20 protein-coding genes are annotated in these 25679 nt (G+C 73.0%); 12 read left to right on the top strand and 8 right to left on the bottom strand.

Annotated features, from left to right (window positions below):
• Positions 1-156 precede the first annotated feature (156 nt).
• Positions 157-942, bottom strand: coding sequence for a sporulation protein (locus tag ACTVAJ_RS24740; RefSeq protein WP_470390648.1), 786 nt, complete (start codon positions 940-942; stop codon positions 157-159).
• 122 nt (positions 943-1064) lie between these two features.
• On the bottom strand, positions 1065-1700 hold the full coding sequence (locus tag ACTVAJ_RS24735) for a TetR/AcrR family transcriptional regulator (protein WP_470390647.1): 636 nt from the start codon (positions 1698-1700) through the stop codon (positions 1065-1067).
• A gap of 143 nt (positions 1701-1843) precedes the next feature.
• Between ACTVAJ_RS24735 and ACTVAJ_RS24730 the strand changes: the two genes are divergently transcribed.
• Both ACTVAJ_RS24730 and ACTVAJ_RS24725 read left to right on the top strand, forming a co-directional pair.
• Complete coding sequence (locus tag ACTVAJ_RS24730; RefSeq protein ID WP_470390646.1) at positions 1844-2230, top strand: hypothetical protein; 387 nt, start codon at positions 1844-1846, stop codon at positions 2228-2230.
• 118 nt (positions 2231-2348) lie between these two features.
• Positions 2349-2711 carry a GntR family transcriptional regulator gene (locus ACTVAJ_RS24725; RefSeq protein ID WP_470390645.1) on the top strand — a complete coding sequence of 121 codons (363 nt, stop codon included), beginning with the start codon at positions 2349-2351 and terminating at the stop codon, positions 2709-2711.
• 73 nt (positions 2712-2784) lie between these two features.
• Here ACTVAJ_RS24725 and ACTVAJ_RS24720 read toward each other — a convergent pair whose 3' ends face one another.
• The 3 genes from ACTVAJ_RS24720 to ACTVAJ_RS24710 form a co-directional block, all read right to left on the bottom strand.
• Entirely contained in the window at positions 2785-3147 is a 363-nt protein-coding gene (locus ACTVAJ_RS24720; RefSeq protein WP_470390644.1) for a hypothetical protein, read from the bottom strand.
• A gap of 148 nt (positions 3148-3295) precedes the next feature.
• Positions 3296-4705 carry an RNA polymerase sigma factor gene (locus ACTVAJ_RS24715; protein WP_470390643.1) on the bottom strand — a complete coding sequence of 470 codons (1410 nt, stop codon included), beginning with the start codon at positions 4703-4705 and terminating at the stop codon, positions 3296-3298.
• 1181 nt (positions 4706-5886) lie between these two features.
• Positions 5887-7086: an AMP-binding protein gene (locus ACTVAJ_RS24710; protein ID WP_470390655.1), complete on the bottom strand. Its 1200-nt coding sequence runs from the start codon at positions 7084-7086 to the stop codon at positions 5887-5889.
• 230 nt (positions 7087-7316) lie between these two features.
• Between ACTVAJ_RS24710 and menB the strand changes: the two genes are divergently transcribed.
• The 4 genes from menB (at position 7317) to ACTVAJ_RS24690 (ending at position 12365) form a co-directional block, all read left to right on the top strand.
• A complete protein-coding gene (gene menB, locus ACTVAJ_RS24705) occupies positions 7317-8156 on the top strand; it encodes a 1,4-dihydroxy-2-naphthoyl-CoA synthase (protein ID WP_470390642.1) in 840 nt (279 codons plus the stop codon).
• Complete coding sequence (locus ACTVAJ_RS24700; protein WP_470390641.1) at positions 8153-9133, top strand: o-succinylbenzoate synthase; 981 nt, start codon at positions 8153-8155, stop codon at positions 9131-9133. Before menB ends, ACTVAJ_RS24700 begins: the two co-directional genes overlap by 4 nt.
• Before the next feature lie 549 nt (positions 9134-9682).
• Complete coding sequence (gene menD, locus ACTVAJ_RS24695; protein ID WP_470390654.1) at positions 9683-11398, top strand: 2-succinyl-5-enolpyruvyl-6-hydroxy-3-cyclohexene-1-carboxylic-acid synthase; 1716 nt, start codon at positions 9683-9685, stop codon at positions 11396-11398.
• Positions 11399-11522: 124 nt separating this feature from the next.
• Positions 11523-12365: a cupin domain-containing protein gene (locus ACTVAJ_RS24690; protein ID WP_470390653.1), complete on the top strand. Its 843-nt coding sequence runs from the start codon at positions 11523-11525 to the stop codon at positions 12363-12365.
• A 22-nt stretch (positions 12366-12387) separates the two neighbouring features.
• Here the strand turns inward: ACTVAJ_RS24690 and ACTVAJ_RS24685 are convergent, their stop codons facing one another.
• Positions 12388-13770: an acyltransferase family protein gene (locus ACTVAJ_RS24685; RefSeq protein WP_470390640.1), complete on the bottom strand. Its 1383-nt coding sequence runs from the start codon at positions 13768-13770 to the stop codon at positions 12388-12390.
• A 662-nt stretch (positions 13771-14432) separates the two neighbouring features.
• Between ACTVAJ_RS24685 and ACTVAJ_RS24680 the strand changes: the two genes are divergently transcribed.
• Positions 14433-16853 carry a hypothetical protein gene (locus ACTVAJ_RS24680; RefSeq protein ID WP_470390639.1) on the top strand — a complete coding sequence of 807 codons (2421 nt, stop codon included), beginning with the start codon at positions 14433-14435 and terminating at the stop codon, positions 16851-16853.
• Between the two features lie 61 nt (positions 16854-16914).
• Here ACTVAJ_RS24680 and ACTVAJ_RS24675 read toward each other — a convergent pair whose 3' ends face one another.
• On the bottom strand, positions 16915-18285 hold the full coding sequence (locus tag ACTVAJ_RS24675; RefSeq protein WP_470390638.1) for an outer membrane protein assembly factor BamB family protein: 1371 nt from the start codon (positions 18283-18285) through the stop codon (positions 16915-16917).
• Positions 18286-18663: 378 nt separating this feature from the next.
• On the opposite strand from ACTVAJ_RS24675, the gene ACTVAJ_RS24670 reads away from it, so the two are divergent.
• The 5 genes from ACTVAJ_RS24670 (at position 18664) to ACTVAJ_RS24650 (ending at position 25154) form a co-directional block, all read left to right on the top strand.
• A complete protein-coding gene (locus tag ACTVAJ_RS24670) occupies positions 18664-19998 on the top strand; it encodes an RICIN domain-containing protein (RefSeq protein WP_470390637.1) in 1335 nt (444 codons plus the stop codon).
• Positions 19999-20295: 297 nt separating this feature from the next.
• The gene (locus tag ACTVAJ_RS24665; protein WP_470390636.1) at positions 20296-21378 is read left to right on the top strand and encodes a CdaR family transcriptional regulator; all 1083 of its coding nucleotides are present in this window, start codon (positions 20296-20298) and stop codon (positions 21376-21378) included.
• An 85-nt stretch (positions 21379-21463) separates the two neighbouring features.
• Entirely contained in the window at positions 21464-22648 is a 1185-nt protein-coding gene (locus tag ACTVAJ_RS24660) for a glycerate kinase (protein ID WP_470390635.1), read from the top strand.
• Positions 22649-22693: 45 nt separating this feature from the next.
• On the top strand, positions 22694-24055 hold the full coding sequence (locus tag ACTVAJ_RS24655) for a GntP family permease (protein WP_470390634.1): 1362 nt from the start codon (positions 22694-22696) through the stop codon (positions 24053-24055).
• A 253-nt stretch (positions 24056-24308) separates the two neighbouring features.
• Complete coding sequence (locus ACTVAJ_RS24650; protein ID WP_470390633.1) at positions 24309-25154, top strand: SDR family oxidoreductase; 846 nt, start codon at positions 24309-24311, stop codon at positions 25152-25154.
• Between the two features lie 78 nt (positions 25155-25232).
• Here ACTVAJ_RS24650 and ACTVAJ_RS24645 read toward each other — a convergent pair whose 3' ends face one another.
• Positions 25233-25619, bottom strand: coding sequence for a winged helix-turn-helix transcriptional regulator (locus ACTVAJ_RS24645; RefSeq protein WP_470390632.1), 387 nt, complete (start codon positions 25617-25619; stop codon positions 25233-25235).
• Positions 25620-25679: the final 60 nt, after the last annotated feature.

The following is a 25679-nucleotide window of genomic DNA, read 5'->3' as shown; positions in this document are numbered from 1 at the left end:
ACGCGTCAGTTGCTGACCGCGGCGCCGGTGCTGGACGCCGACGAGGCACGACGCCACCGGGCCGAACGCGTCCGCCTCCGCGGGAACGGCGGCTGACCGGGCGACCGCGCCGGGAACCCGGTCCGGGGGCGGACGCCGCCCCCGGACCGCTCGGGGTCAGAACATCCGCCGACGCCCGGCCAGCGAGTCGATCCACTGGTGCAGGTAGCCCGCCCAGTCGCGCTGGACGCCCTCCTCGTGGGTGACGGCCACGTGGTGGTAGGTGTCGCTGCCCTCGGAGAAGAGCAGCCCGCGCTTCTTGTCCAGCTCCAGGACGACGTCCATGCCGTGCTGGTCGGCGACGAACGACAGTTCGAGGGCGTTGAGGCCCTCGTACTGGCGGGCGGCGAGGTACTCGATCTCCTGGTAGAAGGGCAGCGACTGCCGCGTACCCCTGATCCGCCCCTGCTCCAGGTCCGCGTGCTTGAAGTGGAAGCCCAGCCGGAGCAGGGCGTCCAGGAAGGCCGCCTGGGACGGCATCGGCTCGATCGCGACCGGGTCCAGGTCCCCCGGGTCCACGGCCCCGGCCAGGTGCAGGCGCGTGTTCACGCCCACGTTCATCGGGTGCAGGTGCTGGCCCCGGACACCGGTGATCGGCGCCTCGAAGGGGACGGGCAGCTCGAAGGGCACCCGGAAGTTCTGCCCGGGGGCGATCACCGCGGCCCCGCCCAGCTGCACGCGCTGGAACTCCACGTTGCGGGAGTACTCCTGGTCCCCGGACTCGACCTCCACCCGGGACTCCAGGCCGACGGTGAGCTGGTCGATCCGCTGCTCGACCTCGCCCGCCTGGATGTGGACGGCACCCCTGACCACACCTCCGGGCTGGACGACGGGCGTGTCCAACGTCGTTTCCACCGAGGCTCCGCCGAATCCGACACCGGCGAGAATCTTCTTGAAGACCATGGGAGAGCTTTCTATGCCCCCGGCCGTGGGGCGGCCGGACGGGGAACGAGGATCGGCGACGGTGCGCCCCTGGATAGAGAGACGATCCGGCGCACCGCATGGTTCCGCGCGGGTCGCGGACCTCACCCCGCCGTGGCGGTGAGCCCCCGCAACAGGGCCCGCAGACCGAACCCGAACCCGGCCTCGCGCTCCGCTCCGTCGGGGGCGTCCTCGTCGTCGCGGTGGCGCACCTCGTGGACGACCGCGCCCAGGCAGTACGCGTACAGGGCGTCGGCCGCGCGCTCCACGTCCTCCCCGGACAGGCCCGCCTCGCCGAAGGCCCCGTGGACCAGGGCGCGCGTGGCGGTGTCGGCGTCGGTGTGCGGGGCTCGGTGGACCAGCAGCGACAACGCCCCCGAGTACTCCAGCAGGCGGGCCCGGTAGACGAGGGCCCAGTCGGTCAGCCGGGCGTCCCAGGGGCCCGGGTCCACGGTCCGCGCGCCGTCCGGTCCGTCATCCTCCGCGGCGCCCTCCCCCTCCTCCGGCGTCTGCGCGCCGAGCGCCGTACCGGTGGGGGCGGGGGAGGTCACGTAGGCGGCGATGGCGTTGAACAGCTGTTCCTTGCCGAGGGGGAAGTGGTGGTAGACGGCCATCGCCTCGACCTCCAGGGCGTCGCCCAGACGGCGCATGGACAGGCCGCCCAGGCCCCGTCCGCTGATGATGTGCAGCGCCTCGACGATGATGCGCTCCCGGCTGAGTCCGGCGTAGTTCCTGCTCAATGTGGTCCTTTCGGGGATGTGCACCGACAGCGTGTCGGTACGGCGTGCCGGCGGCCGTCTTCGACGCGCGGAACCGGTCGCCAGATGATTCACGTCACAATAGAGTGGCCTTGACCGACGGGACGCGGGTACGGAGCGCAAGAATGGCACTGACCGAACAGACCAGGACGCAGGCGCGTGAGAGCCTCACCCACGACCGGGAGGAGGCCGCGCGGCTGCCCGAACTCCTGGAGGCGGTCGCCGGGGCCGAGACGGCCCTGGCGCGGGCGCGCGACCGGTACGCCTCGGCGACGGAGCTGCGCCACCTCGGGCTGGTCCTGGACGGGGCGCTCACCGAGGCCATGCGCGCGGCCTACGCCCGCGAGCGGGTCCTGGTCGGAGCCCGGGGCTACCGCGACCGCATCTACCGCCGCAAGCGGCTGGCCCGTCCGGAGGTCCGCGAGGCCACCGGCGTCGCCGAGCGCCTGCTCACCGCCCGGGAGGACCACCGCCTGCACGGGGTCCAGCGGGTCCCCCGCCCGGTGGCCTGACGTCCGTCTCCCCACCGGGAAGGGTTGGTTGCGCAGGGCCGGGTAGGTTGGACGTGGCTGAACGAAGACGGTCTCCCGCGCACGCGGGGGCGGAGCCTGGTGGGGAGCGCAGAAGGAGATGGCGGAGTTCATCCGCATTGATCCGACGTCGAAGGTACCGCCCTACGAGCAGATTCGGACGATCGTCGCGATCGCGGCGGCCAACGGGGAACTGCCCGTGGGGTACCGGCTGCCCACGGTCCGGGCGCTGGCCGGGCAGCTGTCCGTGGCGGTGAACACGGTGGCGCGCGCCTACCGGGAGCTCGAACAGGCCGGTGTGGTCGAGACCCGGGGACGGTCGGGGACCTTCGTGGCCGCCTCGGGCGACGACCAGCGTGCGGAGGCCCTGGCGGCCGCCCGTGCCTACGCTGAGGTCATCTCGCGCGTGGGGCTCGACCCGGAGGAGGCGGTCGAGATCCTGCGCGCCGCCCTGGAGGGCTGACCGGGCCGGGCGCGACGGTCGCCGCGGACACCTGCGTGTCCGCCCCGGAGCGGACGGCGGACCCCTGGCCGGATCAGCGGCTCATGCCCCGCACGACGACGATGTAGAAGATGATCAGCCCCGCCCACAGGATCGCCACGGCCTCGCCCGCGACCAGGGTGGCGGTCATGGCCGTCAGCGGGATGCTCAGCCCCAGGGTCACCAGCGCCAGCACGAAGCGGGCGGTGTTGCCGGACATCCCGCGCCGTGGCCGGTCCACCTCGTCCAGCTGTTCGGCGACGTGGTGGCGTACGCGTTCGTCGATGGCGTCGTCGATCCGCTCCACCAGGGACGCGGCCAGTGCTTCGTCGTACTCGGGGCCGAGTTCGCGGCTGGCGCGCAGGGCGGCGGCGATCTCGTCGTTTCGGCGCGAGGGGATGTCCGTCATGGCGTCCATCGTCGCACCTCCCGGGGCCGGACCCGGCTGCGGACCGGTGAAGTCAGGGAGATCTCCGGGTTCTCCCTGACGGGCTCCCGGCACGCCCGGGGGCCGCCCCCGACGAGGGAGCGGCCCCCGGGCATGCCGTCCGGCGGTGCCGTGGTCGCTAGCTGGCGAAGTCCAGCAACTGCTGCGCACGGCTGGGGTGGCGCAGCTTGGACAGAGACTGCTTCTCCAGCTGCCGGATGCGCTCGCGGGTCAGGCCCAGGTGCTTGCCGATCTCGTCCAGTGTGCGGGGACGGCCGTCCATGAGGCCGAACCGCAGGGACATGATCGTCGCCTCACGCGGCTCCAGGTCCGACAGCGCGTTGCGCAGCTGGTCGGCCATGAGCTGGCGGTCGACCACCTCGGAGGCTTCCGAGGCGTCCACGTCCTCGATCAGGTCGCCGATCCGGGTCTCGCCGTCCTCGCCGATGGTCGAGTCCAGGCTGATCGGCTGACGGGTGACGCGGAGCAGCTCCTCGATCTGGGCCGGGGTCTTGTCCAGCTCCAGCGCCAGCTCCTCCGGGGTGGGCTCGCGGCCCAACGCCTGGTGCATGTCGCGCTCCAGACGGCTGACCTTGCTCAACAGCTCCAGGACGTGCACGGGAAGGCGGATCGTGCGGGCGGAGTCGGCGAAGCCGCGCTGGATCGCCTGGCGGATCCACCACATGGCGTAGGTGGAGAACTTGAAGCCCTTGGTGTAGTCGAACTTCTCCACGGCGCGGATCAGGCCGAGGTTGCCCTCCTGGACCACGTCCAGCAGTGACATTCCCCGGTCGCTGTACTTCTTGGCGACCGAGACCACCAGACGGAGGTTGGCCTCCAGCATGTGGGACTTGGCCTGGCGGCCGTCCTCGGCCACCCACTCCAGTTCGTCCAGCTCGGCCTCGGTCATCTCCACCGAGCCGTCCACCTCGCCGTGTCGGCCGAGGCGGTACTCGGCGTAGAGTCCGGCCTCCACCCGCTTGGCCAGGTCGACCTCCTGCTCAGCCGTGAGCAGCTGACGTCGACCGATGGCCTTGAGGTAGGTGTGGACCGAGTCGCCCATGGCGGGTGACTGGTCGTCGAGGTCGGCCTCACCGGTCTCCGGATCGGTGGTGGCCTGGGCGGTCTCGGTCTTCTTGGCGCGTCGCGTGGAGCGGGGCTTCCTCCGGGCGGAGGGGCCCTTGCGGGACGCGACCTTGCCGGATGCGGCCTTGGGTGCCTCGTCGGTGTCGGGCACCGTCGCGATGAGAGTGTCTTCCAGCACGTCGTCCTCGGCGTCAGGATCGGCCACCGGCGCGGAGTCGTCGCCCCCGTTGGCGAGACGGACTCCGTTCTCGGTGAGTTCACGCAGGATGGAGCGGCCGTCGGGAGTGGTGACTCCGGCCGCGGAGAAAGCGGTACGCAGTTCGGAGAGGGACAGGTGTCCCTGTGAGCGCCCGCGGGTGAGCAGGTCGGACAGGGCCGCCCGGGCGGCGGCCTCCTGGTGCGGAGCGGTGCCTGCGGGGACTTCGGTGAAGGAGACCGAAGCGGCAGAGGCAGTGCTCGTCATCTGGGCACCTCCCTCCCTTCCATGACGGGTGGCACGTGGCGGAGGGTTCCCGCCGACTGGACGCGCCAATATGTCCAACGTGTCGGAGAGTCAAATGTTCCCTGTCTCGATTGGATATCGGACAGAGTGGCATGGATCACTGGGTGATCAGTGGCCAGGGGCGACCGGGAGCGGGTAAGGGAGCTCGCTTCCGACACGGCGGGACGGGGCCCCCACGGGCCGGGCGCGGGAGAGGGCACGGGGCCGGGAACGCGTGGACCGATGGCTCTCGCCAACTGCGGACCTCCTTGGGAAAGAGGGGCCGTGGGACCGGATACACAGGTAGACGTCGGAGGACTTCCGGAAGTTCCCCGACCTTTCCGGCACACCGCGCGCGGAGTGCGGGCGGGGCCGTCGGCGGGGGGCCGTCCGTGTAACCGGGTCACCTGGTGCGGGGTGTCGGCGGTGTCGACCGTCGTACCCGCTGAGGTCAGGGTCCCATGTGTTCGGAGTGCACCGGTAACGCCGGTTCGGCGAAGGGGGTGCCGGAGGCCGGCTCCGGGCGGATGGCCGGCCGCGTTCTGCGTCCGGGGCGGGCCGGTGCCGGGGTCTACCACCGGAGAAAAGAAGTGTTCTCGATCTTTTCTTGTTTCATGACGATGACCAAGGAAAAACCCGCGGCGCGTGGTTTTGTCGGTGTCGGCGGCGTCTGCACGTGCTGGTGCCGAAACGAAAAGGCGCGTTCGGTCCGAATGCCGGTCGGCACTGGAGGGTGTGCCGCGCCAGCCGGACCGGCGTCGTGCGGGGCGCCGACCGCTCTCCCGGGGCGGAATGTTCTTTTTCGTGGGAATATCGGGTTCGGCTGAGGCCGAGGACCTCACCGCGGTCCGGATCTTCGCCACCAGGGGAACGCCGGTCGCCGGGGCCGGGCCCGCACCTGTCGGAGCGTTCGGCGCAAGGGGCGCTCCCGCGCAGCCGCGGAAAATCCTGGACGGCCGTTTCGGTCGTGGGACCGCGGAGCTCCGGGACCGGTGGAGAGGAAAAATCTGTTCCTTCTGCCGCTCGGGTGACCCGCGGACGGGAGGATCAGCCCAAACGCTCGGGAAGGCGTTCCCCAGTCGTCCTCCGGTCTCGTCGGCGCCCGTTTCCGGCCGGTGCGGGACGACGGGCGAATTCTCCCCGTTCCCCGGGGCGCCGTCCGCTCAGGCGCCGGGCGCGGGCGTGCGCAGGGCGACCAGGTCGGGCTTGCCCGAGGCCAGCATCGGCAGCCCCTCGCGTACCTCCAGCTCGTGCGGCGCCGCGTAGGCGGGCAGGCGTTCGCGCACCCACGAGCGCAGCTCCTCCAGCGTCGGCGGGTCGGTCGGGTCGGCGGCGACCACGACCGCGCACACGCGCTGGCCCCACTCGGGGTCGGACCTGCCCACGACCACCGACTCGGCCACCGCGGGGTGCGCCAGGAGCAGGTCGTTGACCTGGGCGGGCACCACCTTGTGCCCGCCGGTGTTGACCACCTCGTCCGCCCTGCCCAGCACCCGCAGACGGCCGCTCCCGTCGATCCGCCCCAGGTCGTTGGTGCGCAGCCACCGGCGGCCGTCCGCGTCGGTGACCAGCGCACCCGGGTCGGAGGCGACGCCCGGGGCGAGGCGGTAGCCCGTCAGCAGCATCGGGCCCGACAGCAGGATCCGGCCGGGCGCCCCGGGCCCGTCGCCGTCCACGCGTACCCGGGCGCCGTCCAACGCGAGCCCGTCGTAGACGCAGCCGCCGCAGGTCTCGGTCATGCCGTAGGTGGTCACCACCCGGCCGCCGGCGTCGCGGGCCGCCGCCAGGAGGGCGGGTTCGGCGGCCGCGCCGCCCAGCAGGATCGTGCCGAACGCCGACAGGTCCGTCCCGGCCGACAGCAGGCGGCGCAGCTGGGTCGGGACCAGGGACACGTGCGGGCGCAGGCGGGCGGCCAGGTCGGCGACGGTGCCGACGTCGAACGGGGCGTGCACCGCCTCGGTACCGGTGGCCAGGGCCCGCAGGATCACCTGGAGGCCGGACACGTGACCGGCGGGCAGGACGCACAGCCACGCGTCGCCCCGCGCCGCGCCGATCCGCGCCACCGAGGCCCGCGCCGAGGCGCGCAGCGCGGAGCCGGACAGCTCCACGCCCTTGGGGCGACCGGTCGACCCGGAGGTGGTGATGACCAGGGCGGTGTCGGGGGCGACCGGAGGTCCGCCGTCGAGCCCGGTGACGCCGTCCGGGGTCAGCAGGGACGAGGGCCGCATCGCGGCGACGAGCTCGGCCGCGCGGGTGTCGGGGGTCCCGTCGGGGATGGGCAGGAGGGCGGGACCGTGCCCGTCCAGGGCGCGCGCCACCAGGTCGCCCAGGCGACCCGGGTCCAGGCCCCGGACGGCGCGCAGGGGACGGCCGCCCGCGGAGGCGGTCGCCGGCTCGGGGAATATCTCTGCTGTCTCCGGTACCACGCGGACAGCCTACGCCCGAGTAGCCTGTCGGGAACCCCGCCGGGCGGCGTTCCGGGGGCGTGCCCACGTCACCCGGCTCGCCTGGCACAATGCGTAGGGTCGACGCGTGGACGCGGTCGCCCGTGTCCGCGCCGTCCCCAGTGTCCCCGTGAGGAGAAGCAGAAGCCGTGAGCAGCGTGATCGACTGGCAGCGGTCGGGCGAGTATTCCGACATCATCTACGAGACCGCGGAGGGTATCGCCAAGATCACGATCAACCGCCCCGAGGTCCACAACGCCTTCCGGCCCCAGACCCTGTTCGAGCTCCAGGACGCGTTCAACGTCGCCCGGGACGACTCCGAGGTCGGCGTGATCATCTTCACCGGAGCCGGTGACCAGGCGTTCTGCTCGGGTGGTGACCAGAAGATCCGTGGCGAGGACGGCTACATCGGCGACGACGCCGTGGCCAAGCAGGGCATCGGCCGCCTCAACGTGCTCGACCTCCAGGTGCAGATCCGCCGCCTGCCCAAGCCGGTGGTCTGCATGGTCGCCGGGTGGTCGATCGGCGGCGGCAACGTCCTCCAGGTCTGCTGCGACCTCACCATCGCCGCCGACAACGCCAAGTTCGGGCAGACCGGACCCAAGGTCGGTTCCTTCGACGGCGGTTACGGCTCCTGGCTGCTGGCCCAGACCGTCGGCCTGAAGAAGGCCCGCGAGATCTGGTACCTGTGCCGCCAGTACAGCGCGCAGGAGGCGCTGGACATGGGCATGGTCAACACCGTCGTGCCGCTGGCGGACCTGGAGAAGGAGACCGTCGGGTGGGCGCGTGAGATGCTCACCAAGTCGCCGCTGGCGCTGCGCATGGTCAAGGGCGCGATCAACGCCGTCAGCGACGGCGCCGCGGGCATGCAGCAGTTCGCCGGGGACGCCACGATGCTCTACTACATGAGCGAGGAGGCCCAGGAGGGCCGGGACGCGTTCAAGGAGAAGCGCCGTCCGGAGTTCGACAAGTTCCCGCGCCGCCCGTGACCACCGCCCCCGAACCCGGCCCGGAGGACGGGCTCACCCGGGGGCGCGCGTTCGCGATCGGGCTGCGCAACCGGTTCCGCGGCATCACCGTGCGCGAGGGCATGCTCGTGCGCGGACCGGCGGGGTGGGGTGAGTTCTCCCCCTTCGCCGAGTACGGACCGCGCGAGTCGTCGCGCTGGTGGGCGGCCTGTCACGAGGCCGCCCACCGGGGGTGGCCCGCCCCGGTGCGCGACCGGGTGCCGGTCAACGTGACCGTGCCCGCGGTGGACCCCGAGCGGGCCGCCGCGATCGTCCGCGCCGGGGGCTGCGCCACGGCCAAGGTGAAGGTGGCCGAGCGGGGCCAGGACCCGTCTGAGGACCTGGCCCGCGTGGAGGCCGTGCGCGCGGCGATCGGCCCCTCGGGGCGGGTGCGCGTGGACGCCAACGGCGCCTGGGACGTCGACACCGCCGTGCGGATGGTCCGTGCGCTGGACCGGTTCGACCTGGAGTACGTGGAGCAGCCCTGTCCGACCCTGGACGAACTGGCCCGGGTCCGGCGACGCGTCGAGGTGCCCGTGGCGGCCGACGAGTCGATCCGCCGTGCCGAGGACCCGCTGCGCGTCCGGGCCGCCGACGCCGCCGACATCGTGGTGCTCAAGGTGCAGCCGCTGGGCGGGGTGCGCGCGTCCCTGCGCGTGGCCGAGGCGTGCGGTCTGCCGGTGGTGGTCTCCAGCGCCGTGGAGACGTCGGTGGGTCTGGCCGCGGGGGTGGCGCTGGCGGCCGCGCTGCCGGAGCTGCCCCACGCGTGCGGCTTGGCGACCATGCAGATGCTGACCGCTGACGTCACCTCCCAACCCCTGCTGCCCGAGGACGGGTACCTGCCCGTGCGCGCCGTGTCGGTCGACGAGGAGCGGCTGCGTTCGGTGGAGACCGATCCGTCGGCCTGGCGTGCCCGCGCCGAGGCGGCCCGGGCGGCCGGGGGATGGCCGGGCCCCTGAACGGTGCGACGCGGCGGTCCCCCGGAGCGGGGGAGCGCCCCGCTCGTACGCGTTCGCCGGAGCGCCGCCGGCGGGGGTGAGGGTCGCAGATCACAGTCGCGACCCGCCAGCGCACCCCGGTGAACACGGTTCACTGGAAAGACCGGGTCCCGTGCGGCCACCGGGGGTCGGGCACACGCCGATCCGGGGCCGCGCGAAGATGGAGTCGGCGGTGACCAGCGCACACCGGACAGGCCGGTGCGGTGGTATCCGCCAGGAGGGGATCGGGCCGTGGCGCGGCGCACCCGTGACCAGAACGAGCCAGAGCGACCGAGTACGCGCGAGGACGCGGGGTGGGAGGTGACCGAGGTGGTGACGTCCGGTCGCGCTCCTCGCCGCCCGGCCACCGGTCGCCCCGACCGCGCCGCAGCCCTGGGCACCGACCAGGGCACCCACGACCGGTACCCCCGCACCCGCGAGCGGGCTGACGGCAACCGCGACACCACCCGCAAGGAGGCAGGGGCGTCCCTTCCGGTCCACGAAGGCCCGGGACCTGGCCCCGAGAACCCGATGAATCCGTCTACCGCCCTGGCCCGGGTCCTCGTCGACGAGCTGGCCCGATGCGGCCTGGAGGAGGCCGTGGTCGCGCCGGGGTCGCGCTCGACGCCGCTCGCGCTCGCCCTGGTCGCCCACCCCGGCATCCGCGTCCACGTGCGCGTCGACGAGCGTTCGGCGTCCTTCCTGGCACTCGGCCTGGCCCGGGTCTCGCGACGTCCGGTGGCGGTGGTGTGCACCTCGGGTACCGCGGCCGCGAACTTCCACCCGGCGGTCATGGAGGCCGACGAGAGCGGGGTGCCGCTGCTCGTGCTGACCGCGGACCGGCCGCCCGAACTGCGCGGGACGGGCGCCAACCAGACGGTCGACCAGATCGGGCTCTACGGCGGCGCCGTGCGCATGTTCACCGAGGTCGGCACGCCGGACCCGGTTCCCGGCATGGTGCCGTACTGGCGGTCGCTGGTCTGCCGCGCCTGGAGCGCGTCCGTCGACCGCCGCCCCGGCCCCGTCCACCTCAACGTGGCCTTCCGCGAGCCCTTGACCCCCGACGGCCCGTCCTCCACCCCGTGGACCGAACCGCTGGACGGCCGGGCGCAGGGCCGACCCTGGATCAACCGCCCCGGTCTCCCGGCCGAACCGGCACCGTACGCGCTGCCCCCGGTCGAGCGTGGTGTGATCGTGTGCGGTGACGGCGACTACGACCCGGTGCCGTTCCTGGCCCTGTCCGAGCTGACCGGATGGCCGCTGCTGGCCGAACCCACCTCCAACGCGCGCCGGACCGGAGCCCTGTCCGCCTACCGCCAACTCCTGGCCTCGTCGCGCTTCTCGGCCGCGCACCCCCCGGAACTGGTGGTCAGCGTGGGGCGGCCCAACCTCTCGCGGCAGATCCAGGCCTACCTGCGGCGGGCCCTGCGGCACGTCGTGGTGACCGCCTCCGCCGTCGGCGACCCCTGCGCCGGTCTGGCCGACGCCTTCTCCGACCCCGCGCGCACCGCCACCGACGTCGTCGCCGCCGTCGCCCCGCCCGAGGGGCTGTCGTGGGACCAACCCCGGCGCACCGAATGGTCGCGGTCCTGGTGGCTGGCCGAGGAGGCCGCCCGCGCGGCCCTGGACCGGGTGCTGGACTCCGAGGAACTGATCAGTGAGCCGCGTCTGGCCCGCGACCTGGTCTCGCAGGTGACCGCGGGATCCCTGCTGTTCGCCGGGTCCAGCATGCCCATCCGCGACCTGGACGCCACGATGCGGGCGCGCTGCGGGGTGCGGCTGGTGGGCAACCGCGGGGTGAGCGGGATCGACGGGACGGTGTCCACCGCCGTGGGGGCCGCGCTGGCGCACGAGAGGCAGGACGGGGGGCGCTCCTACGCCCTGCTCGGCGACCTGGCGATGCTGCACGACCAGAACGGGCTGATCATCGGCCCCGGTGAGCCCAGACCGGATCTGGCGATCGTGGTCGTCAACAACGACGGCGGCGGGATCTTCTCCGGGCTGGAGCAGGCGGGGCACCCGGACTTCGAGCGCGTCTTCGGAACCCCGCACGGGGTGTCGATGGAGCGCGTGGCGGCCGTGGCCGACCTGCCCTACACACGTCTGGAGTGGGCGGCCGATCTGCCCAAGGCCCTGATGGGCGAGGGGCTGCGGGTGGTCGAGGTGTGTACCGACCGCTCCCACAGCGCCGCCCTGCGCCGCCGGTTGCAGGCGGCCGTGGACGAGGCGGTCGACCCGCTCGTGTGATCCCCCGGCCACCGCTCCCGGCACGGATTCCAGGGTTGCGCCGGGGGCGATGGGGGAAGGAGGCCCACAAGGGACCGGCGGGAAACCTGATCCCCGGGGGGCGTGCGTGGCGAGGTCGATCACGATGAACTACGTGCTGCACATGACCGAACTGGCCCGGTGGCGGGGCGGGTCCGGAGATGTGGCGCCGGACAGCCTGCACACCGACGGGTTCGTCCACGCCTCCCCGAACGAGCACGCGATGCTCGCGGTGGCCAACAGCCTGTACCGGTCGGCGAGCGAGCCGTTCTGCGTTCTGGTGGTCGACACCATGCGGCTGGCCTGCGAGGTGCGGTGGGAGGCTCCGTCCGCGCACCTGCCGCTGGACGAGGAGTTCGGCGCCGTGCTCGACGACGAGATCCTCTTCCCCCACATCTACGGCGCGATCCCCCGCGAGGCGGTCGTGGGGGTGCGTTACCTCAGACGCGAGCCCCCGGGCGTGTTCACGGCCGTCGACCAGCGCGGGTCGACGGCCGAGGCGCTGGACCTGTTCCCGCACCCCGAGGGCGGGTGGTTCCGCGCCACCTGGCGCAGCGGGGTGTACGTGCGGCCGGAGGGCTACGAGGCCGACCGGGAGACGGCGTCGGCGTTGCAGTACCTGCTGTGTCCCGGGGAGCGCTGCCGGTGGCACCGGCTGCGCTCGGCGCAGATGTGGTCGTTCTGCCGGGGCGGGCCGACGCTGATCGAACTGGGCGGGAGCGGGCCCGAGCCCGAGGCGCGGGAACGGTACACGCTGGGCCCGCACGCGGAGGCGGGACAGTCGCTCCAGGTGCTGGTGCCCGCGGGGACGTGGCAGACCGCGCGCACGCTCACCGCGGAGGAGACCCTGTCCACGTGCTTCACCTCGCCCGCGTTCGAGTTCGAGGACCTGGAGGTCGCCGACCCGGGCGGCAGCCTGTGCTTCCCGCGCTTCGAGTTCCACCTGTGAACCGGGCCGCGGCTCGGGTCGCTCAGCCTCCGGTTCCGGACCAGCGGTGGCGGGCCAGGCGCAGGACCCACGCGCCCGCCGCGTAGGAACCCAGGGCGGCCGCGGAGGGGGCGTCCACCCCGCTCTGCCCCGCACCGGCCATGGCGGTGCCGGTGAGTCCGGCCAGCACCGCGGCCAGGGCGGACACGATCAGGGCGCGCCAGGCCGCGTTCCCGGCCGGTGACCGGGTCCGCGCGCTGATCCGCCACCCGGTGCTGGAGGGGGCGGTGCGCACCTCGACCCCGCCGAAGACGACCACGAGCACCGACAGCACCAGGGCGACCGCGACCAGCCAGGGCACCCGTTGCAGCAGCCACGCGGCCGAGCCCACCGGCCACTGCGCCAGCAGGCCGGTGCCGTACAGGGCGGCTCCGGTGATGACCGCGGCGCTCATGTGCCACAGGAACAGCGTCAGCACCACCGAGTTCACCGCCACGACCGCCGTCCAGGGGCCGGGGCGCCGCAGCAGCCGCCGCGCGGGGGGCGCCAGCCACAGCACGACCGCGGTCTGGGTCAGGCCGAGGACCAGCAGCGCGAACGTCGGCGGCGTGGTGTTGCCCAGCGCCTCGCCCGGCACGGTCACCATGCTGGTCGGGTAGGGGCCCGGTACGGTCAGCCCCAGCAGCAGCGCGAACCCGCACAGGGCGGTCGCGGCGGCGACGAGGGGGCGCGGCCGGGACCAGCGGTCCCGCCACAGGAACCCGAGCTGGTGCATGGTCAGCCAGACCAGCAGGTGGTTGGCCTGGCCGACGAGGGGGAGGCCGAGGCCCAGCCGCGCTGCGTCCAGGGCGGGGACGAGTCCGACGAGCACCAGCGGCACCGCCGCTCCCCACCGGCGGTGCAGTCCGTGCGTCAGCGGGACCAGGACGACCACGCTCAGGTAGGCGGCCAGGAACCACAGGGGGATGGCGGCGGCCCACACCGCCAGGCCGACGAGGTCGGACGGGGTCCCCAGCAGCAGCGCTCCGAGCGCGGCCGTCCACACGGCGCCGAGGAACACGCTGGTCGGGCGGAGCAGGCGGTCCGTGCGTCCCAGCACCCAGCCGAGCGAGTCGCCGCCCCTGTCCCGGTGCGAGGTCAGGGAGGCCGCGTTGGCGTACCCGCCGACCAGGAAGAACACCGGCATGACCTGGAACGGCCAGGTCATCGGCCGGGTCCAGGCCAGGATGCCCAGGGCGTTGCGTCCGGTGACGCCGTCGCCGGAGGTCACCACCACCACGGCCAGCCAGTGGCCCAGCACCACCAGCACGATGGCCAGCGCGCGCAGCAGGTCCACGTAGCGGTCGCGGCGCTCCGGCGTCGAGCGCGCGGTCTCCCGTATCCGGGTGAGGACCGCTGGGGTTCTGGGGTGCCAGGTGCGGGGCATGGGACGCGACCACCGATCCGGGTCCGACGGTTTCACGCCGTGTAGTGAATCCTTTTCATCCTGAATCCGCAGTTCACAGGCTCACACCGACTGCGCGAAACCACCCCTGGCATAAAGAAGCCCCTGGTAGGCGGGGCAACAGCCGAGAGGAGCCGAACCCCGAGGGTTCTCATGCCGTTCTATCGCGCTGTCCTGCCGTTGTCACGTCGCCCCCTGGACCCGGTCCGACAAGCCCTGCCCGTCCCGGCCCATCCGTACGGGGAGGAGCCGGTCGCCCACCCGCTCGGCAGAGCCCCATCCTCGGGCAGGGACTACGTCGCACCCCCGGGAGCGGCCACGGACGCGTGGTCGCGGCCCCGCCCTCATCACCTGCGACCGTGGAGCGGCCGACCGGCCCTTCAACTCGCCCCAGCACACAACACGGCATGAACATCCAGGTCGTGGCGGCACCCGATGGTGATCCCCCGGTAATCCCCCGGGCGTCGCATGCTCCGCTGGGATCGGTGCGCGGTACACGCGCCTCCCGGGTGTGGAGGATCGTCGGGCGGATCACCGCCGCAGGTCCGCCCGGACCGGGCGACAAGGGCCACGTGGGGCTCGGGCCGGTCCGGGCGCGGGCGTCGGTAGTCTGCCGTCGCACACGTGACGGAAACGGGGTATCGATGGACAGGCCGGACGGCCACGACGTGACCGAGGAAACCAGACCCGAAGGGGAGAACGAGGCGCAGGCGCAGGACACGCCCCAGGGGCAGGACTCCGAACAGGACAGCGCCGCCGCAGCCCCGGCCGACCTGGCCCTGCAAGCGGACTGGTCCTCGCTGTTTGACCGGGTGTTCACCACCTGGGTGCGACGACTGTGGGGCCTGCTCGTGGTGACGGCCGTGCCCGTACTCCCGGCCACGCTGCTGGGCCAGGCCCTGATGGTGGCGCCCGCCCGGGACGGCGCCTACCTCAACGGTGCCCTGGAATCGGCCGTCGACCCGCTGGCGCCCTCCAACCTGGTCGCGACCGGGGTCCTCGTGGTGCTCGCCCTGGCAGCCGCACCGATCGCCGTGGGAGGCTCCACCCTGCTGGGTACCGCCGCGCTGCTGGGGCGTCGGATCTCACCGCGCCAGGCCTGGCAGGGGGCGCGGCGCCGCTACTTCGCCGTGGTGACCTGGATCCTGTTGCTGATCGGTCTGGTGGGCGGGTTCGCGGCGCTGTTCCTGTGGGCCCTGATGTCGGACTGGCCGCCGGTGCTGACAGGGCTGGCGCTGCTCACAGTTTTGATACTGGTGTTGACTCCGGTGACGGTCTCGCTGCCGCTGGCGCTGGTGGAGGGACACGGCCCCTTCCGGGCCGTGCTGGAAGCCGCCCGTCTGGCCCGGCAGCGGTTCAGGACCCACCTGATGCTGGTCTGCCTCTCCTACGGGGTGACGCTGCTGGCGGGAGCGGGGCTGGAATGGGCTCTGGTGCGGTGGACGGACCTGGTGGACGGCAGCCCCGTGCTGACGGCCACCACCGTCCTGACCGGTCTGCTGGTGGCGCCGCTGTCGCTGCTGCTGGCCTGTGCCCCCGTGGCCTACTCCGGAACCCCGAACTCCGGCAACCCCTTCACCACGCCACCGCCCGCCCGCTACGACGAGCGCGGCAGACTCGTCAGCCTGCCGCGTGAGGAGCCCGGATACGTGGACCAAGGGCCCGCGCGCGATGTGGACCTGGTCCGGGCCGGTGAGCGACTACCCGAACCTGTACGCCCTGCTTCCGGTCGCTTCTCCGACTCGGCCGTGGGCGGGCACCGGATGCTCGTGGTCCCGGCCCTGGTCCTGGTGGTGGTCGGCGTTCCGCTGCTGGGGCCCGCCCTGGTGGCAGCCAACCCGTTCGGCCTGCCGCAGTTGGCCGCCCAACCCGTCCGCGGCGTCAGCGACGACGCCCTGTCGGTGAGCGTGGAACCCACTGGGCAGGGCGCGGTGATCGGTGTGGCTGCCGACGAGGTGGCCCTGGAGGTGTGCGACCCCGAGTGCGAGCTGGCGCGCGAGATCCAACGGACCTGGAAGGGCAGCGGCGTGCGGGTCCACGACGGCGGCGCACTGTGGACCGTCTGGCGCGAATACGAACACGAGGACGCGGGCCTGGATGATGCCGAACGTTACGCCCCGCACCCGGACTCGGGGCTCTACCTGCTCTCCTGCGCCGACATCACCGACTGCCAAACCCCGGACCGGGAAGTCCAGATCCGCCAGTTCACGGGCGACCACTTCGACCCCGTCTCCGCGGTTGCTCCGCTGGCCGACGGGCGGCTGCTGGTGGCCTCCTACGTGCGTCCCTACGACCCGCCCGAACTCCCCGCGACCATCGAGGAGGACGAGGGCGGGCTGCGGCTGCACCTGTGCGAGGACACCGCCTGCGCCGAGGCCGAGGTGACCCTGTTCCCGCCCGAGATGACCGTGGGCGGCTTCCTGGTCAACGGCGAGTTCCTGGCCCTGGCCGCCTCCGCCGAGGGCGGGTACGCGATGGCCGTGACCGACACCGCCCGCGGATCGCTGTCCATGGTGGCCTGCGCCGAGGCGGTGTGCGACGAACCACGGGTCACCCGGATCCACGGGGACCGGTTCCACTCCGAGCACGAGGGCCGCCTGCGCGGCCGGTTCGGGGCCCGCGTGGAGTTTCGCTCCGACGGCACACCCGTCCTGACCTACCGGGACCCCCACGGCGGCCGCGCCCACCTGGTGGACTGCCAGGACGCGCTGTGCACCGAGTTCACCGACACCGCCGTCACCGGCCCCGGCTGGGCGCGCCCCGTCCCGGGCCTGGCGGTGGACACCCAGGACCGGGTCCACCTACTGACCCCCGACTTCGCCCAGGAACGGCTGGTCCTGCTGTCCTGCCTGGACCGCTCCTGTGCACAGACCACGTCCACCCCGCTGCTGGAACTGGGTGAGGAGGAACCGTCCCTGACCTCTTTGACCCTGGACGAGCGCGACCGCCCGCACATGCTCTGGGGGCAGGGGCAGGTGGATCCGCGTTTGATGGGCGGGGTCGACTTCGAGGCCCAGGCCCAGTACCTGCGCTGCACACGACCGCTCTGCGGATCCGGAAGCTGACACCCCCTGATCCCGGCCCCACTCCCGAAGATGGGCGCGGGGCCGCTTCCGTGCCCGGGGGTCAGTAGTCCACCGCGAAAAGGCGGGGTGCGACGCACGTGACGCCGCCGGTGGGGGCGTCCAGCGCGGGCGGGCGCAGACCGTCCGGAGCACAGCCCACATACACCCCGACGACCGCGCCGTCGGGGTCGGTGTAGGCGGTCAGGTGTGCGGCCCCCGCGGCCAGCCCCTCCAGGGGTTCGGCGTCCACCCCGGGGCCGGTGGGCCGGATCGGGAGCAGGTCGTACTCATCGGAAGGCATAGCAGCGGCCTGGCCCGGCGGGTCCTGGCGTTCGGCCCCGTAGAGGTCCAGCAAGGCAGCAGGGTCGACCTGACCGTCCTGGTCCAGGACCTGCCCGGTGTCGGCGTCCAGGGCCCGGTAGCCGTCCTGGTCGTGCACGACCACCCGGGGTTCCTGCCCGCCGATGACAGAGACGACCTCTCCGCGCTCGGGGTGGGTCCACAGCACCTGGCCGTCGGCGGGATCCGCGGCGGTGATCCGCTCCTGACGGCAGATGTCCTCCCCGGGGCCGCAGCCGGGCGTGTCGAACAGCAGTGGCCCGCCCGGGACGGCCCAGGGTTCCCCCTCCGTCCCGACCTCCTCGGGAAAGTCGAACTCGGCGGTCTGTTCCCCTCCGGTGACCACGGTGACGTAGGCGGTCTCGTCCTGGGGGGTGTGCGCCAGGTACAGGGTGTCATCGGCCCAGGCCTGGGAGCTGGCCGAATCCAACCGGGCGGACCAGGCCACCTGGCCGGTGGCCGCCTCCACCACGACGTAACGGGGGTCCTGCCCGCTGTCACGCGGCAGACGCTCACGCAGGACCAGATGCGTGTCGTCAGCGGCCAGGACACCCCCGTGTTCGAGGTCGGCGGGCAGGTTCGGCTCCAGCACCCGGGCCCCGTCACGGCCCACCTGCGCAAAGCGCAGGGGCACCCGGTCGTCTGGGTCCTCGGGGGCGATGGCCACCAGGGTCGATCCGACCATCCGCAGCTGCGCGACGTCGATCCCCACGGGCTTGGTCCACAATGTGGCGGCGGTAGCGGCATCCACCGCCACGACCCTGTCGCCCGTGTGCAGGTACAGCACCCCGCCGTCCTCCACCGCCCCGGGGAAGGGATAGGCGTGGTCCAGCCACTGCTCGGCGGGCTTGAGCAGCGGTGCGCTCTCCTCGTAGCGCTCCAGGTAGAAGTCGCCTTCCAACGGCCGTGACCAGCGCACCGCACCCGCCTGGCCACAGTCACCGGATTCGGTGCAGGTGAGAACGGTGTCGGGGCTGATCGCCGACGGCTCGGGCGGCTCGGGCTCCTCCTCCTGGCCCCACACCGAACAGGAGGACAGCACCAGGACACAGGCGAGCGCGAACAGAGGGGTCGTACGGGACGGGGAGAGCATGCGCCGCATCGTAGCGGCACACCCACCGCGGTTCGTGGCGAGCCCGGTCTCGCTGGCCGCCACACTGGTGGTCCTGGGGTCCTGTTCGTGCTGGGGCCCTGGGCGCGTCAGCTTGACCACCGATCGCACGGGGGGTCGGCCGCGCCCTGAGCGGTGTATGGGAGCGCTTCCAAAAACCCGCGGAACCCCCTTGCCGCGAACTGGGGGCATCTGTAAGGTTTGTGTCCCATTCACTCCGTGACGCCGTGGTGGCACGGTGTCAGGTGGATGGGTCGCGCGACTCCCCCCACCCCCAGCCGAGCCGGGCCGATCCACGCACGCGGCCCCACGCGGTGGCCGCCGACCGCGAGGCCCGGGCGCGCAGTTTGGAGCTGCCGGATGAGCCCGACCACCTTCCCCCCAAGCCCCCACGCCCCCGGAACCCTCCGGACCCGTCGACCCCGCCAGCCGCGCCGCCGCGGCCCGGGCGTCCTCTCGGCGGCCGCGGTCGCCGTTCTGGCGGTGGTGGGGCTGGCCGCCCCGCAGAGCGTCGCCCCGGCGGAGGCCCGGGTCGCCCACGCCTCCCCGTCCTCCCCGACGGCACAGGCCGCACCCGGCGACCTGGTCTGGGCCGACGAGTTCGACGGGCCCGCCGGAAGCGCTCCCGACCCCGCCAGGTGGCGGCACGAGACCGGCGACCACGGCTGGGGCAACGCGGAACTCCAGAACTACACCACCAGCCGGGCCAACTCCGCGCTCGACGGGAACGGCAACCTCGTCATCACCGCGCGGCGGGAGAGCGACGGCTCCTACACCTCCGCCCGGATGACCACCCAGGACCGGTTCGAGCGCGCCTACGGCCGTTTCGAGGCACGCGTCCGCATCCCCGAGGGGCAGGGCATCTGGCCCGCCTTCTGGATGCTCGGGGACAGCTTCCCCGGCACCCCCTGGCCCGACTCCGGTGAGATCGACATCATGGAGAACATCGGCCGCGAACCCCATCTCGTGCACGGCACGGTGCACGGACCGGGCTACTCGGGTGCGGAGGGCATCGGCGCGTCCTACGCCCACCCCCAGGGCTGGGCGTTCGCCGACGACTTCCACGTCTTCGCCGTCGACTGGACGCCCGACGCCATCACCTGGTCCGTGGACGGCGTCGCCTTCCAGACCCTCACCCCCGCCGACCTGGGCGGCGACCCCTGGGTCTTCGACCACCCGTTCTTCATGATCCTCAACGTCGCGGTCGGCGGCACCTGGCCCGGCTACCCCGACGGGACCACCCGCTTCCCCCAGCAGATGCTCGTGGACTACGTCCGCGTCTACGACAACGGCGCCGGATCCGGGGCACCGACCGGTACCATCACCGCGCCCACCGGTATCTGCGTGGACGTGGCGGGCGCGAACACCGCCAACGGGACCCCGATCCAGGTCGCGCACTGCAACGGCAACCAGGCCCAGCAGTGGACCATGGCGCAGGACGGCACGGTTCGCGCCTTCGGCAAGTGCATGGACGTCGCGGGCGGCGGCACCGCCGCGGGGACGGACGTGCAGTTGTGGGACTGCAACGGCACCGGCGCGCAGACGTGGACGTACTCCCCGGCCACACGGGAACTGCGCAACCCGCGGTCCGGGATGTGCCTGGACGGGCGCGGCGGGAGCCTGGCCGACGGCACGCGGTTGCAGATCTGGACCTGCAACGGGGCCCAGAACCAGCGGTGGACGGTACCCGCCTGACCGTCCGCGGCTTCGGTGCCGGGGTCCGGCCCACCCGGTCGGCCTCCGGCACCCCTCCGCAACGGCGGTCACCCCAGGCCGCGTCCGCCCTCGGAGCGTATGCCGCAACACCTGGTCTGGGTGCTCTTCCCGGGAGCATTCCGACCGTCCCCGGCGCACGTGTCCCATGCCCCGATCGCGGGCGGCCCCTGCGTTCCGCTTGCTGTGGAACCATGCTGGGCGGAGCGGACACGTGGCGCTGCGCGGCCCCCGACGCCGACCGACCCCCGGGTCCCACCAGTGCTTATGCTGTGACCCATGGTCGAACACCCGCGTCGGCCACCGTTGAGCGGCGACCTCGCCCAGCGCGTGGTCGACCTGATCGCTCCGACGATCAGCCACAACATCAACGTCATCGACGAGCACGGCACCATCATCGCCTGCCTGGACCCCTCGCGTCTGGGCACCCTCCACCGGGGTGCCCAACGGGTGATCGCCGAGGGGCGGGGCGTGCTCGTCACCTCCCCCGAACCGGGCACCTCCGACCGGCCCGGCGCCAACGAACCCCTCATGGTCGACGGCGAATTGCGCGGCGTGGTCGGCGTGACCGGCGACCCCAACGAGGTCGCGCCGCTGGCCCGGGTCGTGGCGCTGACCGTCCAACTCCTCATCGCCCAGGAGCACGAACAGGACGCGGCCACCCGCCGCCACACCGAGGCCCGCGACCTCGTCGCCGCCCTCAGCTCGGGCACCACCGACCCCGACGACGCGCGGTCCCGCCTGTCCGCCGCCGGACTCGCCCCGCCCTGGTCGCTCACCCTCTGGACGGCCGCCAGGCCGCGCGAGGACGGCGCCGCCGCGCCACCCGCACTCGCCGAGACCGCGACGGCCCGCGTCAACGCCGACCCCGGACACCGGGCGGCCGTCCTGCACGGTGCCCTCTGGCTGGTCGGATCCGGTACCGCTCCCGCACCCGACTCCCTCGGCCTGTCGGCGGACAGCCGCCACACCGCCACCGAGCCCACCGGTGACGTCGGCGCCCTGCTCGCGTACGCCGAGGAGTCCCGGGCGCTGTGCCGCCACGCCCGGCTCATCCCGCCCCTGGGCACCGCCGAACCGTGGTCGCGGGCGATGGCCGTGGCCGTCGCCCATCTGCCGCCGCGCGTCCTGCGCCACCTGGCCGGGCTCGCCTCGGAGCTGAACGCGGCCCAGCGGCGCACCGTGATGGCGGTGGCCTCGACCACCTCGATGCGCGCCGCCGCCGACTCCCTGTACGTCCACCGCAACACCCTGCTCCAGCGGGTGGACCGGATCCGGACCATGACCGGGCTGGACATCCACCGCGCCGACCAGCTGGCCACGCTGAGGATGGCCCTGTACGCGTGTGACGCTTTGGGCTGATCGCACACAGGACGCACAGAAAGTCCCAGGAAGACTGGGCGGTTGGCCGTCGAATCGCACGGTTGACGTGTTTAGGCTCTCGTGCATGTCCAGCGCGTTTCACACACATCACGGTGTCGCACCCGTCCGTGTCGCCGTCGTCCCGGACTCGTTCAAGGGCAGCGCCCGCGCCGTGGACGTGGCCGCGGCGATGGCCCGGGGGGTGGAGGAGGCCTTCACCGACTCGGGGTACAAGGTCGCCGTCGACCGTCTGCCCTTCGCCGACGGCGGTGAGGGCACCCTCGACGCGCTGCTCGGCGCCTGGGGCACGACCGCGGTCACCGTGGACACCACCGACGCCCTCGGCCGACCGGCCGAGGCCCGCTACGGCCTCTCGCCGGACGGTCGGACAGGGGTGATCGAGGCCGCCGAGGCCAACGGCCTGCCCCTGGTCAGCGACGTCCCGCTCCGCCCGCTGGCCGCCGGTACCCGGGGCGTCGGCCCCCTGGTGACGGCTCTGCTGGACGCGGGCGTGGCGGAGATCCTGCTGTGCATCGGCGGTTCGGCCACGACCGACGGCGGTACCGGACTGCTCTCCGCCCTGGGGGCCCGGTTCCTGGCCGAGGACGGCTCGCAACTGCCGGACGGGGGAGGGGCGCTCGTCGACCTGGACCGCGTGGACCTGGCCACGCTCGACCCGCGCGCCCGGTCGGTGCGCTGGCGGATCGCCTGCGACGTCACCAACCCGCTGGTCGGCGACCGGGGCGCGGCGGCCGTCTTCGGTCCGCAGAAGGGCGCCACCCCCGGTGACGTCCGTCTCCTGGACGCCGGGCTGCACCGCCTGGCCGACGTGCTGGCCCAAACAGCCGGGACGGACGTGCGCGACCGTCCCGGGATGGGCGCCGCCGGGGGCCTGCCCGCGCCGCTGGCCGCGCTCCTGGGCGCCGAACTCGTCCCCGGATCGGAGCTGGTGGCCGAGGTCCTGGACGCGCAACGGCTGCTCGGCGCCGCCGACCTGGTCCTGACCGGCGAGGGGTCCTTCGACGGCCAGTCGCTGGCGGGGAAGGTCGTCGACGCCGTCCGCCGCCTCACCCCGGAGGGGACGCCCGTGGTGGTGATCGCCGGAAGCGTCTCGGTCCCGCCCGAGGAGCTCCGGAGTTCGGGGATCACCGCGGCCTTCTCCATCGCCCGCGGGCCCGCCTCGCTGGAACGCATGAGGGAGGAGGTCCTGCCCGGCATCACCGAGGCGGCGTTCCACTGCTGCCGCCTCCTCGCGCACCGCCCCGCGTAACACGCACCGCCCCGCACAACCGCACGCACCGAAGGAATCCCGTTCGTGTCCTCCCTTCTCATCCTCCTCGTCCTGGTGGCGGGCATCGTCTTCGTCACCGCGCGCTGGAAGCTCAGCCCCTTCCTGGCGCTGATGGGCGCCGCCGTGCTCGGCGCCTTCGCCTTCCGCCTGCCGTTGGAGGAGATCGTCCCCACGGTGACCACCGCGTTCGGCGGCACCCTGGGCAACATCGGCCTGGTCATCCTGTTCGGCACCATGATCGGCATGATCCTGGAGCGCTCGGGCGCCGCGATCGCCATGGCCGAGGCACTGATCAGGGTGCTCGGCACCCGCTTCCCGAACCTGACGATGTCCGTCATCGGCTGGATCGTCTCCATCCCGGTGTTCTGCGACTCCGGGTACGTCATCCTCAACTCGCTGCGCAAGGCGGTCACCCTGCGCACGGGTGTGTCGGCGCTGGCGACCTCGATCGCGCTGATGACCGGTCTGTACGCGACGCACACGCTCGTACCGCCGACGCCGGGTCCGCTCGCCGCGGCCGAGAACATCGGGATCTCCGACAACCTCGGCATGATCATCGCCATCGGCGTCCCGGTCTCCGCCGTGGCGGCGCTCGCCGGTCTGGCCTACGCCCGCCTGTTCGCCCGCCGGGAGTTCACGCCGCTGCCCGCCGAGAGTGAGGAGGACATCTCCACGCAGACCTACGAGGAGCTGCGCGCGAGCTACGGCCGCCTGCCGGGCGCCTTCCACGCGTTCCTGCCCATCCTGCTGCCGCTGGTGCTCATCTGCGTCTCCTCGGTCGTCCAGCTCCCCGCCCGGCCGATCGGCGAGGGCGCCGCCTTCGCCGCCGTCACGTTCCTGGGCACCCCGCTCATCGCGCTCATCCTCGGCCTGCTGGTCGCGGTGACGCTGCTGAGGGGTGAGGGCAGGCTCGCCCTGTTCCACGAGCAGGTGCACGAGTCGATCCGGGTCGCCGCGCCGATCCTGTTGATCACCGGTGCGGGCGCCTCGTTCGGCGCCGTCCTCGCCGCCTCCCCGCTCACCGGCTTCCTGTCCGAGCACCTGACCGGACTGGGCATCGGCCTGGCCGTGCCGTTCCTCATCGCGGCGGCGCTCAAGACGGCGCAGGGCTCGTCGACGGTGTCGATCGTGAGCACCTCCGCGCTGGTCGCGCCGATGCTCGCCTCGCTCGGGCTCGACTCCCCCGAGGGCATGGTCCTGTCCGTGCTCGCCATCGGGGCGGGCGCGATGGTGGTCTCGCACGCCAACGACTCCTACTTCTGGGTGGTCTCCCAGATCAGCCGTATCCCGGTGCCGACCGCGTACCGGACCCTCACCGTGGCGACGGCCGTCGAGGGTGTGGCCGCGTTCGCCGCGATCCAGGTGCTGGGGTTCGTCCTGCTCTGACCCCGACCCGGGACGCCGTTCGCGCCCTTTCCGGTCCGGCCCCGCCGCCCGACCGGGGAGGGCGCGCGTGCGTCCGCGGGCAGGGCCGGGTGCCCCGGGGGACAGCGGCTTTCCCCTAGGTTCCCAACGGCACCCCGGTGTTACGTTCACCGGGCCGGTCCGGGGAGGGGAACACGCGACCCCGGCGCGGTCCACGGCGGTGCGATCCGCCCGTGGCGACCATCGGAAACGACCGCGTGTACGGGAGCTGTTCATGATCGTGGTGACAGGAGCGACGGGAAACGTCGGGCGACCGCTGGTCGGGGCCCTCAGCCAAGCCGGTGCGCGGGTCAGGGCCGTCGTGCGCAATCCGCCGGACGGCGGGGAGCCCGAGGGGGTGGAGTACCGCAGGGCCGACCTGACCGACGCCGAGAGCCTGCGCCCGGCACTGGAGGGTGCCGACGCGCTCTTCCTGCTCTTGGCCGGTGACCTGCTCGGCGGAGCCGTGGACCCGGCCGGCCTCGTCGGTCGGGTCCGGGCCGCGGGGGTGGGCCGTGTCGTCATGCTCTCCTCCCAGGCGGTGGGGACACGGCCGGAGGCGCCCGCCTACACCGGACTGCGGGAACTGGAGGACGCGGTCCGGGGGTCGGGGCTGGAGTGGACGATCCTGCGGCCGGGCGGTTTCCACACCAACGCCTACGCCTACGCCGGGTCGGTCCGCGGGCGGCGCACGGTGGTCGCGCCGTTCGCCGAGGTGGGGCTGCCGATGATCGACCCGGCCGACGTGGCCGCGGTCGCGTCGGTGGCGCTGAGCGAGGACGGGCACTCCGGGCGCACCTACGAGCTCACCGGTCCTGCGCTGGTCTCCCCGCGCCAGCAGGCCGAGGCGATCGGTGCGGCGCTGGGCACCGAGGTGGGTCTGGTCGAACTCACCCGGGAACAGGCCCGGGAGAACATGCTCGGGTTCATGCCGGAGCCGATCGCCGACGCCACACTCGCCCTTCTGGGGGAGCCGACGCCGGCCGAGCAGAAGGTGAGCGGGGACGTCGAGCGGGTCACCGGTCGAGCCCCCCGCGCCTTCGGGGAGTGGGCCGCCGACCACCGGATGGTTTTCCGGTGAGCCCGAGGGAACGCAAGGCGGACGGGACCACGGGCCGACCCGCCCGCGAGGTTCCGCGTCGGGCCGTGGGCCGTGCGGTCAGCGACCGGGGACAGGGCGCGGCGGCCCGTCGAACTCCCGCCGTGCCTGCTCGACCCGCCCCAGGTTGGCGGCTGACCAGTCGGCGAGTGTGGCGAAGAGCGGTGCCAGGCTGCGCCCCAGTTCGGTGATCTCGTACTCCACCCTGGGTGGAACCTCGGGGTGGTAGGTGCGACTGACCAGGCCGTCGCGCTCCAGTTGCCGCAGCCGTTGGGTCAGCACCTTGGGCGTGATGGTGGCGATACGGCGCTGCAACTCCACGAACCGCTGGGTGCCGTACTCGTTGAGGGTCCACAGGACCGGGGTGGTCCAACGGCTGAAGACGATGTCGACCACCGGCGCGATCGGGCAGGCCTGGTCGGGCGGGTTCGTCGCACTGCCGGTCATGGTGGCCCCTTCGGGAGATTCGCTTTCCTGAGGATACCCACTTTACTTCGCATACCGGGT

It is taken from the genome of Nocardiopsis sp. KDC1DS13DA1, assembly GCF_055632325.1.
The sequence above is the reverse complement of the archived record's forward strand: the minus strand, read 5'-3'. Positions and strand labels throughout refer to the sequence as shown.

What these genes read in the sequence shown, in the direction of transcription:
- ACTVAJ_RS24645 (WP_470390632.1), bottom strand. Translation starts at nt 25,619, where the DNA reads ATGACCGGCAGTGCGACGAACCCGCCCGACCAGGCCTGCCCGATCGCG.
- ACTVAJ_RS24690 (WP_470390653.1), top strand. Translation starts at nt 11,523, where the DNA reads ATGAACTACGTGCTGCACATGACCGAACTGGCCCGGTGGCGGGGCGGG.
- ACTVAJ_RS24715 (WP_470390643.1), bottom strand. Translation starts at nt 4,705, where the DNA reads ATGACGAGCACTGCCTCTGCCGCTTCGGTCTCCTTCACCGAAGTCCCC.
- ACTVAJ_RS24725 (WP_470390645.1), top strand. Translation starts at nt 2,349, where the DNA reads ATGGCGGAGTTCATCCGCATTGATCCGACGTCGAAGGTACCGCCCTAC.
- ACTVAJ_RS24720 (WP_470390644.1), bottom strand. Translation starts at nt 3,147, where the DNA reads ATGGACGCCATGACGGACATCCCCTCGCGCCGAAACGACGAGATCGCC.
- ACTVAJ_RS24665 (WP_470390636.1), top strand. Translation starts at nt 20,296, where the DNA reads ATGGTCGAACACCCGCGTCGGCCACCGTTGAGCGGCGACCTCGCCCAG.
- ACTVAJ_RS24680 (WP_470390639.1), top strand. Translation starts at nt 14,433, where the DNA reads ATGGACAGGCCGGACGGCCACGACGTGACCGAGGAAACCAGACCCGAA.
- ACTVAJ_RS24650 (WP_470390633.1), top strand. Translation starts at nt 24,309, where the DNA reads ATGATCGTGGTGACAGGAGCGACGGGAAACGTCGGGCGACCGCTGGTC.
- ACTVAJ_RS24685 (WP_470390640.1), bottom strand. Translation starts at nt 13,770, where the DNA reads ATGCCCCGCACCTGGCACCCCAGAACCCCAGCGGTCCTCACCCGGATA.
- ACTVAJ_RS24660 (WP_470390635.1), top strand. Translation starts at nt 21,464, where the DNA reads ATGTCCAGCGCGTTTCACACACATCACGGTGTCGCACCCGTCCGTGTC.
- ACTVAJ_RS24670 (WP_470390637.1), top strand. Translation starts at nt 18,664, where the DNA reads ATGAGCCCGACCACCTTCCCCCCAAGCCCCCACGCCCCCGGAACCCTC.
- ACTVAJ_RS24740 (WP_470390648.1), bottom strand. Translation starts at nt 942, where the DNA reads ATGGTCTTCAAGAAGATTCTCGCCGGTGTCGGATTCGGCGGAGCCTCG.
- ACTVAJ_RS24730 (WP_470390646.1), top strand. Translation starts at nt 1,844, where the DNA reads ATGGCACTGACCGAACAGACCAGGACGCAGGCGCGTGAGAGCCTCACC.
- menD (WP_470390654.1), top strand. Translation starts at nt 9,683, where the DNA reads ATGAATCCGTCTACCGCCCTGGCCCGGGTCCTCGTCGACGAGCTGGCC.
- ACTVAJ_RS24675 (WP_470390638.1), bottom strand. Translation starts at nt 18,285, where the DNA reads ATGCTCTCCCCGTCCCGTACGACCCCTCTGTTCGCGCTCGCCTGTGTC.